This is a genomic window from Streptomyces sp. NPDC048248 (genome assembly GCF_043201875.1).
Taxonomy (GTDB): Bacteria; Actinomycetota; Actinomycetes; order Streptomycetales; family Streptomycetaceae; genus Streptomyces.
Genome location: NZ_JBICZL010000017.1, coordinates 62,030 through 75,229 on the forward strand (window position 1 = coordinate 62,030; position 13,200 = coordinate 75,229).

10 protein-coding genes and 1 riboswitch are annotated in these 13,200 nt (G+C 68.9%); of the genes, 6 read left to right on the forward strand and 4 right to left on the reverse strand.

All coding sequences use genetic code 11. From position 1 onward, the window contains the following. Positions 1-4: 4 nt before the first annotated feature. The 3 genes from ACGFZW_RS31220 to ACGFZW_RS31230 form a co-directional block, all read right to left on the reverse strand. Positions 5-835: a carbohydrate ABC transporter permease gene (locus tag ACGFZW_RS31220; RefSeq protein ID WP_393896625.1), complete on the reverse strand. Its 831-nt coding sequence runs from the start codon at positions 833-835 to the stop codon at positions 5-7. After that, complete coding sequence (locus tag ACGFZW_RS31225; protein ID WP_393896626.1) at positions 832-1,824, reverse strand: carbohydrate ABC transporter permease; 993 nt, start codon at positions 1,822-1,824, stop codon at positions 832-834. Before ACGFZW_RS31225 ends, ACGFZW_RS31220 begins: the two co-directional genes overlap by 4 nt. 88 nt (positions 1,825-1,912) lie before the next feature. Then, positions 1,913-3,181 carry an extracellular solute-binding protein gene (locus ACGFZW_RS31230; RefSeq protein ID WP_393896627.1) on the reverse strand — a complete coding sequence of 423 codons (1,269 nt, stop codon included), beginning with the start codon at positions 3,179-3,181 and terminating at the stop codon, positions 1,913-1,915. Between the two features lie 242 nt (positions 3,182-3,423). Here ACGFZW_RS31230 and ACGFZW_RS31235 point away from each other — a divergent pair, with 242 nt between their 5' ends. The 6 genes from ACGFZW_RS31235 (at position 3,424) to ACGFZW_RS31260 (ending at position 12,471) form a co-directional block, all read left to right on the forward strand. Beyond that, positions 3,424-4,185 (forward strand): GntR family transcriptional regulator, encoded by a 762-nt coding sequence (locus ACGFZW_RS31235; protein WP_393896628.1) that lies wholly within the window; start codon positions 3,424-3,426, stop codon positions 4,183-4,185. 246 nt (positions 4,186-4,431) lie between these two features. After that, positions 4,432-4,692, forward strand: coding sequence for a DUF3311 domain-containing protein (locus ACGFZW_RS31240; protein ID WP_393896629.1), 261 nt, complete (start codon positions 4,432-4,434; stop codon positions 4,690-4,692). 68 nt (positions 4,693-4,760) lie between these two features. Beyond that, entirely contained in the window at positions 4,761-6,383 is a 1,623-nt protein-coding gene (gene mctP, locus ACGFZW_RS31245; protein ID WP_393896688.1) for a monocarboxylate uptake permease MctP, read from the forward strand. Between the two features lie 183 nt (positions 6,384-6,566). After that, positions 6,567-6,726: riboswitch (cobalamin riboswitch) on the forward strand. Positions 6,727-6,885: 159 nt separating this feature from the next. Continuing rightward, positions 6,886-9,321, forward strand: coding sequence for a ribonucleoside-diphosphate reductase subunit alpha (locus ACGFZW_RS31250; protein ID WP_393896630.1), 2,436 nt, complete (start codon positions 6,886-6,888; stop codon positions 9,319-9,321). Further along, positions 9,321-10,373, forward strand: coding sequence for a ribonucleotide-diphosphate reductase subunit beta (locus ACGFZW_RS31255; RefSeq protein ID WP_393896631.1), 1,053 nt, complete (start codon positions 9,321-9,323; stop codon positions 10,371-10,373). The genes ACGFZW_RS31250 and ACGFZW_RS31255 overlap by 1 nt, the downstream gene beginning before the upstream one ends. A gap of 118 nt (positions 10,374-10,491) precedes the next feature. Next, positions 10,492-12,471 (forward strand): transglycosylase domain-containing protein, encoded by a 1,980-nt coding sequence (locus tag ACGFZW_RS31260; protein WP_393896632.1) that lies wholly within the window; start codon positions 10,492-10,494, stop codon positions 12,469-12,471. Between the two features lie 63 nt (positions 12,472-12,534). Here the strand turns inward: ACGFZW_RS31260 and def are convergent, their stop codons facing one another. Further along, the gene (def, locus tag ACGFZW_RS31265; protein WP_393896633.1) at positions 12,535-13,179 is read right to left on the reverse strand and encodes a peptide deformylase; all 645 of its coding nucleotides are present in this window, start codon (positions 13,177-13,179) and stop codon (positions 12,535-12,537) included. Between the last annotated feature and the right edge of the window lie 21 nt (positions 13,180-13,200).

A 13,200-nucleotide genomic window follows, 5' to 3' on the forward strand; every position in this document is an offset into this window, starting at 1 on the left:
GGCGTTATCCCTTCACTGCGCCGGAGGTGAGACCGCCGACCGCCTTGCGCTGCAGGAACAGGAAGAGGACGAGAATGGGGACGGCGAAGATCGACGCGGCGGCCATGGTGGCCCCCCAATCGTCCCCGAACTGGCTCTGGAACTGTGAGAGCCACAGCGGCAGGGTGCCCGCCTCCGGTTCCTTGTTGAGGACCAGGACGAGGGGGAACTCGTTCCACGCGGTGATGAACCCGAAGAGGGAGGTGGCCATCAGGCCGGGGGCGAGGAGCGGGAAGACGACCTTGGTGAAGGCCTGCCGGCGGGAGCACCCGTCGACCATCGCGGACTCCTCCAGTTCCTTGGGCACCGCCGCGACATAGCCGCGCAGCGTCAGGAGGGTGAAGGGCAGCACCATCAGCGTGTAGAAGCAGGTGAGCGGCAGCAGGCTGTTGAGCAGGTCGGCGTCCCGGACGATCATGTAGTTCGCGATCACCATGACTTCCCAGGGCGCCATCTGGGCGACCATGAACGTCAGCAGGACGCCCTTGCGGCCCTTGAAGCGCATCCGTGCGACGGCGAACGCCCCGCAGAGCGCGATGAGCAGCGACAGTCCCACCGCGAGGACCGTCACCAGGATCGAGTTCCCGGCCAGGGTCCAGAAGTTCGGGGCGTTCACGGCCGTCGCGAAATGCGTGAGCGTGCCGCGGAAGGGGAGCCACACAGGGTCCTCGGTGATGATGTCCTGGGTGGGCTTGAAGGCCGTGTTGAACATCCAGTACACGGGGAAGACGAAGCCGATGGCGAGCACGATCGCCGTGGCATTGGGCCAGATCCGGCCGGCGAGGGAGTGCTTCACAGCTCGTTCTCCTCCTGCTGTTCCTGCTTGAGCGTCAGACGCAGGTAGTACGCGGTCATGGCCAGCAGCACGACGATCGTCAGCAGCGAGATCGCGGCTCCCATGCCGAAGTGGAGGTTGCCGACGCCCTCGGTGAAGGCGTAGATCGGCAGGGTCTCGGTGAGCCGGTCCGGGCCGCCCTCGTTGATCGCGAAGACCTGCGGGAACGCCTTGAAGACCCAGATGACCTCGAGGAACGTGGTGGCGAGGAAGAAGGGCTTGAGGAAGGGGAAGGTCACCGACGTGAAGACCTGCCAGGTGCCTGCGCCGTCCATCCGGGCCGCCTCGTAGAGCTCCTTGGGGATGGTCGTGGTGGCCGCGTAGAGGTTCAGGGCCACGAAGGGCAGCGACTGCCACACGATCAGCACGGTGATGACGAAGAAGGTCGACAGCTGGGTGCCGACCCAGTCGTAGTCGGCCATGGAGTGCCAGCCGAGCTTGTCCAGCACCCAGTTGACGACGCCGAAGCGGGAGTCGAACAGCCACTGGAAGACGGTGGTCGCGGCGATCACGGGCATGGCCCAGGCGAGTACCAGCGCGCCGGACAGGGCCAGCCGCATCTTCGTGCCGAGCCGGGCCAGCAGCAGGCCGATCAGCACCCCGATCACCATGATCAGGGCGACGTTGACTGCGGTGAAGACGAGGGTGCGGAGGGTGACCCGCCAGAACTGCTCGCTGCCCAGGATCTCCTGGTAGTTGCCGATGCCGCGCCAGTCGGTGAGGTGCTGGATCAGCTCCTTCATGTTGAGGTTCTGGAAGGAGAGCAGCAGGTTGCGCACCATCGGCCAGCCCAGGAAGACCGCGGTCGCTGCCAGGGCCGGGAGGAGCAGGAGATACGGGGCGCCGCGGGTGGCCCGCCGGCGGCCGGGTCCGCGGCGGGCGGGCGGCGCGCCCCCCGTGCCGAGGGGCGGCGCGGTCGTCTCCACCGCGTCGTCGAGCTGCACTGCCATGACCGCCTTCTCCCCATCGGACCGGTGTTGCGCGTGCGGTGGTTCCGTACGGGCCGGGGGCGGCCGGCCCGTACGGAAGCGGGTGCGGCTACTGCTTGGCGAGCCGCGAGTTGATCTCGGACTCGACGTCCTGGGCGGCGTCGGCCGGCGCCTTGCCGTTCAGGACGGCCGTCATATAGCTCTTGATCGGGTTCGGCACGTTCTCCACGGCTGCCCACTGCGGGATGGGCGGCGTGGTGCCCGCCGACTTCTGCGCCGCGGGCGCGGCGGCCTCGGCGGCCGGGTTGCCCTTCGCGGCGTCCGCCAGGTCGGGGGACTTGGGCGTCCAGCCGACCTCCTTGACCATCTGTCCGTCGTTCTTCTTGGACAGGGCGACCTTCAGGAATTCCTTGGCGAGTTCCTGCTTCCCGCCCATGCCGGCGACGGCGAAGTTGGAGCCGCCGAGGAATACGCCCTCGGGCTTGTCGGCCGTCTCCCCGGGGATGGTGAAGAAGCCGATGTCTTCCTTGATCTTCGGGTTGGCGGCGATGGCGGTGTTCGCCTCGTAGCCCATGGCGATGACCGCGCCGGTTTTGCCCTTGGAGAAGACCTCGGCCTGCTGCGGGGTGGCCTCGTCCTTGTTCTTCGGAGCGGTGCTGAAGGACTGGTACTGCTGGTAGATGTCCATGGCCTTGGAGACCTTGGGGTCACCGAGGTTGGAGACCCACTTGCCGCCGGCCTTCTTCACCAGGTCCGCACCGGTGCCGATGGTCAGCCCGTCGAAGAAGTACCAGTTCTGGCCCGGGAGATAGAGCGGCTCGGCATCGGTCTTCTTCTTGATGGTGTCGAATGCCTTGAAGAGTTCGTTGCGGGTCTTGGGGGTTCCCTTGATGCCCGCCTCGGCCCAGATCTTCTTGTTGTACATGACCACGCGGTTGCCCGCGTACCACGGAAGCGCGTACTGCTTTCCGTCCACGAGCGCGCTCTTGTTGAAGGAGTCGTTCCAGTCGGAGCCGATCTCCTTCTTCACGTCGCCGAGGTCGGCCAGCGCACCTGCCTTGGCGTAGGCGGCGGTCTGCGTGTTGCCGATCTCGACGACGTCCGGCGGCGTGTCCTCGGAGAGGGCCGTGCTCAGCTTCTGCTGAATTCCGTTCCACTGCTGGACCTTGAACTCGACCGTGGCGCCGGTCTTCTTCTTGAACTGCTCGGAGACCTGTTTCGTCCACTGTGCCGGGTTGGACCCGTCCATCACCCAAACGGTGAGCTTCTGGCCCTTGAAGCCGTCCGCTCCCGCCTTGCTGTCGTCGCTGGACCCACAGGCAGCGACACTCACCAGCATTCCCGCGACCGCCGTCGCTGCTATGAGCCCACGCTTCATCGCGCTCTCCCCCAAAGGCCGGGTGTGGTCTTTAATGGTTTAGACCAGTGCCCGCAGCTTGGCCTAGACCTTTTGGGGTGTCAAGGGGTGTATAAGAGTCGCTGTCGGCTCCGTTACCGGACCGACATCGGGCGAGCCGGGACCTGCGAGGAAGCATGGGAACCCCACTCATGCCACGATGTGAGCCGCTACGTACGGAGGAGCCGGTGACGGCAGCGCGACAGGAGTCGGAGAGGCGGGTCATGGACACCGAAGGGGGCAGCGCCGAGAACGGCGGCGGCGCCACACGCACCGCTCGCGTGCCCAAGTACTACCGCCTCAAGCGGCACTTGCTGGAGATCACCGAGACCCTGCCGCCGGGGACTCCGGTGCCGCCCGAGCGCACCCTCGCCGCGGAGTTCGACACCTCCCGCACGACGGTGCGCCAGGCGCTCCAGGAACTGGTCGTCGAGGGCCGCCTGGAGCGCATCCAGGGCAAGGGCACCTTCGTGGCCAAGCCCAAGGTCTCCCAGGCACTGCAACTGACCTCCTACACCGAGGACATGCGGGCCCAGGGGCTGGAACCGACGTCCCAGCTACTGGACATCGGCTATGTCACCGCGGACGACCAGCTGGCCGGCCTGCTGGACATCGCCACCGGTGGCAGGGTGCTGCGCATCGAGCGGCTGCGGCTGGCCAGCGGCGAGCCGATGGCCATCGAGATCACCCATCTGTCGGCCAAGCGGTTCCCCTCGCTGCGCCGCAACCTCGTCAAGTACACGTCCCTCTACACCGCGCTGGCCGAGGTCTACGACGTCCGCCTGGCGGAGGCCGAGGAGACCATCGAGACCTCCCTCGCCACCCCGCGCGAGGCCGGACTGCTGGGCACCGATGTCGGCCTGCCCATGCTGATGCTCTCCCGGCACTCCCTCGACGCGCAGGGACAGCCGGTGGAGTGGGTGCGCTCGGTCTACCGGGGCGACCGCTACAAGTTCGTCGCCAGGCTGCAGCGCCCCACGGACTGAACACCCGGCGCCCGTCCCGTATCCGTCCGTGCGGGGCGGGCGCCGCACTCCGCCGTCCTGGGGCCGCTCCCGCACCGGCTCCCGGGGCTCGCGGGCCGCAGAGATGCACCCGGCGCGCGGGCCGGTGCACCGGCCGCAATGAAATCTCTTCCATACCGATATGCGGACAGCTAGTGACGCGCGCCACGGCCCTGCCATAGATTTCCAGCCGATTACACAGGAGATCGCCAGGGACGGAGCCCGCCCATGCCAGAGCCAGCCGAAACGCCAGGCACCAGAAAGGTCGTCACGCCCACGCGTGTGGTGGTCGGGCTGTGCCTGCTCGCTCCGTTCGTGGCGATGCTGTGGGTGAGCTCCTACGCCAGGATCGAGCCGACCTTCATAGGGATCCCGTTCTTCTACTGGTACCAGATGGCGTGGGTGTTCATCTCGACCGCGCTGACGATGACCGCGTACAAGCTCGTACAGCGTGAGCAGCGCGCGCGTAAGGCGGGTGCGGCGCAGTGACTCTCCTGACGATCGCTTCGGCGGCCCCGGCCGCTCCGGTCCGGCTGGCCGCCTCGGCCACCGACGGCGTGAACGGCGTCGCGCTGGCCGTCTTCGTGTTCTTCTTCCTGGCCGTGACGGTCATGGGCTTCCTCGCCGCGCGCTGGCGCAAGGCCGAGCAGTCCGCGAACCTCGACGAATGGGGCCTGGGCGGCCGGAGTTTCGGCACCTGGGTGACGTGGTTCCTGCTCGGCGGCGACCTCTACACCGCGTACACCTTCGTCGCCGTCCCGGCGGCCATCTACGCGGCGGGCGCGGCCGGCTTCTTCGCGGTGCCCTACACGATCCTGGTCTATCCGCTGATCTTCACCTTCCTGCCCCGGCTGTGGTCGGTGTCGCACAAGCACGGCTACGTCACCACCTCCGACTTCGTGCGCGGCCGCTTCGGCTCCAAGGGCCTGTCGCTGGCCGTGGCGCTCACCGGCATCCTCGCCACCATGCCGTACATCGCGCTCCAACTGGTCGGCATCCAGGCCGTCCTTGACGTGCTGGGGATCGGCGGCGGCGAGACCACCAACTGGTTCGTCAAGGACCTGCCGCTGCTGATCGCCTTCGCCGTCCTGGCGGCCTACACCTACTCGTCCGGACTGCGGGCGCCCGCGCTCATCGCGTTCGTCAAGGACGGTCTGATCTACCTCGTCATCGCGGTGGCGATCATCTACATCCCGATCAAGCTGGGCGGCTTCGACGCGATCTTCGACTCGGCCGGGAAGGCGTTCGCCGAGCCGGGACCGACCGGTAAGCCGCGCGGCGAGCTGGCGAGCGGCCCCAACGCGCAGTGGGCCTACGCCACGCTGGCGCTGGGCTCGGCACTCGCGCTGTTCATGTACCCGCACTCGATCACCGCGACGCTGTCCTCGCGCAGCCGCAACGTGATCCGCCGCAACACCACGATCCTGCCGCTGTACTCCCTGATGCTGGGCCTGCTCGCGCTGCTGGGCTTCATGGCGATCAAGGCCGGCACGGAGATCCACGGCAACCCGCAGCTGGCGATTCCGCAGCTCTTCGAGGACATGTTCCCGAGCTGGTTCGCCGGCGTCGCGTTCGCCGCGATCGGCATCGGCGCCCTGGTGCCGGCCGCCATCATGTCGATCGCCGCGGCCAACCTCTTCACCCGCAACGTCTACAAGGACTTCCTGAAGCCGGACGCCACCCCGGCCCAGGAGCACAAGGTCGCCAAGCTCGTCTCGCTGCTGGTGAAGGTCGGCGCCCTCGCCTTCGTCCTGACCATGGACAAGACGGTCGCCATCAACTTCCAGCTGCTGGGCGGCATCTGGATCCTGCAGACCATGCCGTCCCTCGTCGGCGGCCTGTTCACCCGCTGGTTCCACCGCTGGGCGCTGCTCGCCGGCTGGGCGGTCGGCATGGCGTACGGCACGCTCGCGGCGTACGGCGTGGCCAGCCCCACCCAGGCGCACTTCGGCGGCTCCAGCAGGGAGATCCCGGGTATCGGCGAGATCGGCTACATCGGCCTGACCGCGTTCGTGCTGAACGTCGTGGTCACAGTCGTGCTGACCTTCGCCCTGAAGGCCGCGAAGGCGCCGGAGGGCGTCGACGAGACCAGCCCGGGCGACTACACCGCGGACGTCGGCGACAAGGGCGTCAGCCCCGACCTGCCGCCCGCCACCGCTGAGGCCCCCGTCGGCCACTGAGCCACCGCACCGCCCCCGGCCACGGGCCGTCGCACCTCAGGGTGCGGCGGCCCGTTCGCATGCCCGGCGCGGTGCGGGAAACCGGCGGACGCCGCGCCCTGGTGCGCTGTCAGACACGCACGAGTGGACGGACAGACACGACTCGATCACTCGCGACTCACAAGATATGGGGGTGCACACGAGAACCCACCACCACATGTATGCTCGTGCTCGCTGTCGCCACAGGGGAATCCGGTGCGAATCCGGAACTGTCCCGCAACGGTGTACGAGTGCGCCCATAAGGCCCCAAGCCCTATCGCGCGCCCGTGGAGTCCGAAGACCTGCCGACGGTACGCCCGCACCGCCATCGGTGCGAGCGTCGATACGTCCGGGCCCCGTGGGATGGGCCGGTGGACGCCGCGCGGTGTGCCCGCGCATCCCGAAGAATCCGGGATGCCGCATGCCCGCGCGCGCCCGTCGCGCCCCTCCCTCCTGGCCCCCGCCGAGTGAGGGAGAGCATCACGTGACCATCGCGCCAACGGAGCCCGCGTCAGACGCCGAGGTCGTGCGGTCCGCGCCGCCCGCCCCCGCCGACCGGGTCGAGGACGGTCCCGGCGTCGCCCTGCTGCGCACGCTGACCGAGCTGACCGAGGACCTGACCGCGACCGACCCCGGCAAGGTGGCCGCCGCCGCCCTCCGCGGCCGCCACGCGGGCTCCGACGAGGCGGAGTTGCGCTCCCTGGCGATCGAGGCCGCGGCCGGTCTGATCGGTGACGAGCCGCAGTACTCCCGCCTCGCCGCGCGGCTGCTCACGCTCGCCATCGCGGAGGAGGCCGCGGGCCAGGGCGCCACCTCCTTCTCCGCCTCGGTGGACGTCGGCCACCGCGAGGGGCTGATCGCCGACGCGACCGCCGGGTTCGTGCGCACCCACGCCGACCGCCTGGACGCCGCCGTCGACAAGGCCCTCGCCGACGGCGCCGACGACCGCTTCGGCTACTTCGGCCTGCGCACCCTGCACTCCCGCTACCTGCTGCGGCACCCCACCACCCGTCAGGTCATCGAGACGCCGCAGCACTTCCTGCTCCGGGTGGCCTGCGGTCTCGCCGAGAACGACTCCCGCGCCGCGCTGGACGACGTCGCCGAGCTGTACCGCCTCACCAGCTCGCTGTCCTACCTGCCCTCCTCCCCCACCCTGTTCAACTCCGGCACCCGCCACCCGCAGATGTCCTCCTGCTATCTGCTGGACTCCCCGCTGGACGAGCTCGACTCGATCTACGACCGCTACCACCAGGTCGCCCGGCTCTCCAAGCACGCCGGCGGTATCGGTCTGTCGTACTCCCGGATCCGCGCACGGGGGTCGCTGATCCGGGGCACCAACGGCCACTCCAACGGCATCGTGCCGTTCCTGCGCACGCTGGACGCCTCGGTCGCGGCGGTGAACCAGGGCGGCCGCCGCAAGGGCGCCGCCTGCGTCTACCTGGAGACCTGGCACGCCGACATCGAGGAGTTCCTGGAGCTGCGCGACAACACCGGCGAGGAGGCCCGCCGGACGCACAACCTCAACATCGCGCACTGGATCCCGGACGAGTTCATGCGCCGCGTCGAGGCGGACGCCGACTGGTCGCTGTTCTCGCCTTCGGACACCCCGGAGCTGGTGGACCTGTGGGGCGCGGAGTTCGACGCCGCCTACCGCAGGGCCGAGGCCGAGGGCAAGGCGCTCAAGCAGATCCCGGCCCGGCTGCTGTACTCGCGGATGATGCGGACCCTGGCGCAGACCGGCAACGGCTGGATGACGTTCAAGGACGCCGCCAACCGCACCGCCAACCAGACCGCGGAGCCCGGCAAGGTCGTCCACTCGTCCAATCTGTGCACCGAGATCCTGGAGGTCACGGACGACGGGGAAACCGCGGTCTGCAACCTCGGGTCGGTCAACCTCGCCGCGCACCTCGGCGACGAGAACGCCGGCTGGGAGGAGGCGATGGACTGGGAGCGGCTGGACGCGACGGTCCGTACCGCCGTCGCCTTCCTCGACCGCGTCGTGGACATCAACTTCTACCCGACCGACCAGGCCGGCGCCTCCAACTCCCGCTGGCGGCCGGTGGGCCTGGGTCTCATGGGTCTGCAGGACGTCTTCTTCCGGCTGCGGCTGCCCTTCGACTCCCCCGAGGCGCGGGAGCTGTCGACCCGTATCTCCGAGCGGATCATGCTCGCCGCGTACGAGGCGTCCGCCGACCTCGCGGAGCGGCACGGCCCGCACCCGGCCTGGTCCTCGACCCGCACCGCCCGCGGTGTACTGCACCCCGACCACTACCCGAACGCCGAGCCCCGCTGGGCGGACCGGTGGGCGGCGCTGCGGAACCGGATCGCGGCGACCGGGATGCGCAACTCCCTCCTCCTGGCCATCGCGCCGACCGCGACGATCGCCTCCATCGCCGGTGTCTACGAGTGCATCGAGCCGCAGGTCTCCAACCTCTTCAAGCGCGAGACGCTGTCCGGCGAGTTCCTCCAGGTCAACGCCTATCTGATCGAGGAGCTCAAGGCGCTGGGGCTGTGGGACGCGCGGACGCGTGACGCCCTGCGCGAGGCCAACGGCAGCGTGCAGGACGTCGAGTGGATCCCCGAGGAGGTCCGGGCGCTCTACCGCACCGCCTGGGAGATCCCGCAGCGCGCCCTGATCGACATGGCCGCGGCCCGTACGCCGTACCTCGACCAGAGTCAGTCGCTGAACCTCTTCATGGCGTCGCCGACCATCGGCAAGCTCAGCTCGATGTACGCCTACGCCTGGAAGCGCGGCATCAAGACCACGTACTACCTGCGTTCGCGCCCGGCCACCCGGATCGCGCAGTCGGCACGCGGCACGGCGGCCGCCGCCCCCGCCACCGTCCCCCAGCAGGCCACCGACCCCGACGCGGTCGCCTGCTCCCTGGAAAACCCCGAGTCCTGCGAGGCCTGCCAGTAATGACCACCGAAGCCACCTCCGCGTCCGCCACGCACACGACCACCACCGGTACCAAGAACCTCCTGGACCCGGGCTTCGAGCTGACGCTGCGCCCCATGCGGTACCCGGACTTCTACGACCGCTACCGCGACGCGATCAAGAACACCTGGACCGTGGAGGAGGTCGACCTCCACTCCGACGTCACCGACCTCGCCAAGCTCTCTCCGGGCGAGCAGCACATGATCGGCCGGCTGGTCGCGTTCTTCGCGACCGGCGACTCGATCGTGGCCAACAACCTGGTCCTGACGCTCTACAAGCACATCAACTCCCCCGAGGCGCGGCTGTACCTGAGCCGTCAGCTCTTCGAGGAGGCGGTGCACGTCCAGTTCTATCTGACGCTGCTGGACACCTACCTCCCCGACCCGGACGACCGCGCCGCCGCCTTCGCGGCCGTGGAGAACATCCCGTCCATCCGCGAGAAGGCCGAGTTCTGCTTCAAGTGGATGGATTCGGTCGAGAGCATCGACCGGCTGGAGTCGAGGGCCGACCGTCGCCGTTTCCTGCTCAACCTGATCTGCTTCGCGGCCTGCATCGAGGGTCTGTTCTTCTACGGCGCCTTCGCGTACGTCTACTGGTTCCGCTCGCGCGGCCTGCTGCACGGCCTGGCCACCGGCACCAACTGGGTGTTCCGCGACGAGTCCATGCACATGGAGTTCGCGTTCTCGGTGGTGGACACCGTCCGCCAGGAGGAGCCCGACCTCTTCGACGACAAGCTGGAACAGCAGGTCGTCGAGATGCTCAAGGAGGCCGTCGAGGCGGAGCTGCAGTTCGGCCGTGACCTGTGCGGCGAGGGCCTGCCGGGTATGAACACCGAGTCGATGCGCGAGTACCTCCAGTGCGTCGCCGACCAGCGGTTGCAGCGGCTGGGCTTCCCTCCCGTGTACGGCTCGGAGAACCCGTTCTCCTTCATGGAGCTGCAGAACGTCCAGGAGCTGACGAACTTCTTCGAGCGCCGGGCCTCGGCCTACCAGGTCGCCGTCGAGGGCTCGGTCTCCTTCGACGACGAGTTCTGATCTGCGCGTTCACCGCGAAACCTGCCGCGACGCCCCTTCGCCCCACCCGTTGGCCCGCCGATTGTGAGCATTCGGTTAGCCGGCAAACCCGTCCGCCTCCCGCCTCGTCTACGGGAGCATGAAGGGAACGAAGGGGCGTCGCAGGTTCATCGACTATCCGCGCCGGGGGCGGGAGGGGCTGCGCCGCTGGCTGCCCTCCTGGCGCCTGGTGGCCGGCACCTTCGGCGTCGGCATCGTGGGCGTCGCCGGCCTGTTCGCGCTCGTCTACGTCAACATCGGCATCCCGAACGAGAACGACCTGGCCGGCCGGGAGGCCACCGTCTACTACTGGGCGGACGGCAGCCAGATGGTGAGTGTCGGGCCCGTCAACCGCCAGAACATCTCGCTCGACAAGGTGCCCGACTCCGTGGAGAGCGCCGTCATCGCCGCGGAGAACGCCACCTTCTACAGCGACTCGGGCGTCTCGTTGAAGGGCATCGCCCGCGCCGTCGTGAACATGGTTTCCGGCGAGGAGGCGCAGGGTGGTTCCACCATCACCCAGCAATACGTGAAGAACACCTATCTCTCGCAGGACCAGACGGTCACCCGCAAGATCAGAGAATTCGTCATCGCCTTGAAGGTGAACAACCAGAAGTCCAAACAGGAGATTCTCCGCGGCTACCTCAACACCAGCTGGTTCGGCCGGGGTTCGTACGGGATCCAGGCCGCCGCGCACGCGTATTACGGCATCGACGCGCAACGGCTGAATCCCGGTCAGGCGGCCCTGCTCGCCGCCTTGCTGAAGGGGGCGGAACAGTACGATCCCGGCCTGGGCAAGGCATCCCACGAGCGCGCCGTGACACGCTGGAAATGGATTTTGGACCGGCAGGTCGAAACCGGCGCCATGAGCGCGGCCGAGCGGGCGAAATACCGCGTCTTCCCCGAGCCCCGGGCCTTGGAGAAGCCCACAAGTCAGGCCGGGCAGACCGGCTATCTGGTCGATGTGGCCAACAAGTTCATCAAGAGCGGCAGCGGTCTGACCGACAAGGACCTGGCGCTCGGCGGCTATCGCATTCACACCACCTTCGACAAGCAGCGCACCCGGCGGCTGGAAAAGGCGGTCACCGCGGTCCGCAAACGCGACCTGGATCCGAAGAAGCGGAAGGCCGACGCCTTCGTGGAATTCGGGGCGGCGTCGGTACGCCCTCGCGACGGCGCGATCGTCGCCCTCTACGGCGGCACGGACGCCACCCGGCACTTCAACAACAACGCGGACACCACGGCCGTCCCCGCAGGATCGGCCTTCAAACCGTTCGTCCTCGCCGCCGCGCTGCAACAGCAGGCCGAGGAGCTCGGTACGAAACCGGTGCCGGTGGGCCGTGAGACCTCCCCCTCCAGCGATCTCGTCGGGGCCCTGATGCAGGGCGAGAACCCGCCGTTCGTCAAGGCCGGGCAGCGGATCGGGCTGGCGCGCATCCGCCATCTCGCGCTGGCCGCGGGCCTGCACAAGGAGAGCCTGGCGCGCCTGGAGCCGACCTTCCCGCTGGGCACCTCGGCTCCCAGCGCGATCCGGCTGGCGAGCGCGTACACCACCTTCGCCAACGGCGGTGAGCATGCCGACCCGTACGCGGTCTCCCGGGTCACCCACGACGGCAGGCCGGTCGACGGCTTCGACCGGCCGGCGCCCGAGCAGGTCCTCACACCCGACGTCGCCCAGCAGGTGACCGGCGCCCTGGAAGGCTGGGGCTGGCGCACCCTCGGACCGGACCCGGTCCGCTCCACCGATGGCAAGGGCGAGGACGGGCCGCACGGCGCCGGCGGCGGGCAGCGGGTGTATCTGCCGGTCGCGGCCGGCGGCAGTGAGCCCGGCGACCGCATGAAGTCGGCGTGGTTCATCGGCACCGCGCAGGGCGCCGGGGGCGCCACGGGCCCCGGGATCCGGCCCGACCGCGCGCCCGGAGCCGGTGACGGCAACGAGCCGACCACCGCGGTCACGGTGTTCCGCAACAAGCCGGGGGCGCCGGAGCTGCTGCCGATGCAGGGCGTGGGCGGCCCCGGGACCGGGCTCGGCACGTCCCTCCCGCCCCGGGTCTGGGCGGCCTACCAGGACGCCTCATGACCCGCGGAGCCCGCACGGCCCCGCACGTCGCGCCGGCACCCCGCGGTGCCGGCGCGGCGGTGGTCAGTCGTTGGCGACGACCGGGTAGCGCGGCTCGACCTCGGCCATCTGCTTCAGCGCGTCCTTGCGGTCACGCTTGGAGAGCCGGTCGATGTAGAGGTAGCCGTTGAGGTGGTCGGTCTCGTGCTGGAGGCAGCGCGCGAAGTAGCCGGTACCCCGGATCGCGACCGGGTTGCCCTCGGCGTCCTGGCCCCGCACCACGGCGTAGTCGGGGCGGGCCAGCTCGGCGTACGCGCCCGGCACCGACAGGCAGCCCTCGTTGGAGTCGTCCAGCACCCGCCGCTCGACCGGCAGCTCGTCGAGAACGGGGTTGCAGACCGCGCCGACGTGCCGCACACCGGAGTCGTCGAGGCAGTCGTAGACGAAGACCTTCAGGTCCACACCGATCTGGTTCGCGGCCAGGCCCACGCCCTCGGCGGTCCGCTGGCTGGCGAACATGTCATCGATGAGCCGGCCGAGCTCGTCGCCGAACTCCGTGACGTCCTTGCACTCCTTGTGGAGCACCGGGTTGCCGACGACCGTGATCGGCCGCGACGTGCCACGCTCACGGTGGGCGGCCTCCCGCTGCGCCGCGTCCGTCGTGTCGTCGATGAACTCATCGTCCACGCGCTGCTCACCGTCTTGATCAAACACAGGCTGCTGGGCCATTTCCGCCGTACGCCTTCCTGA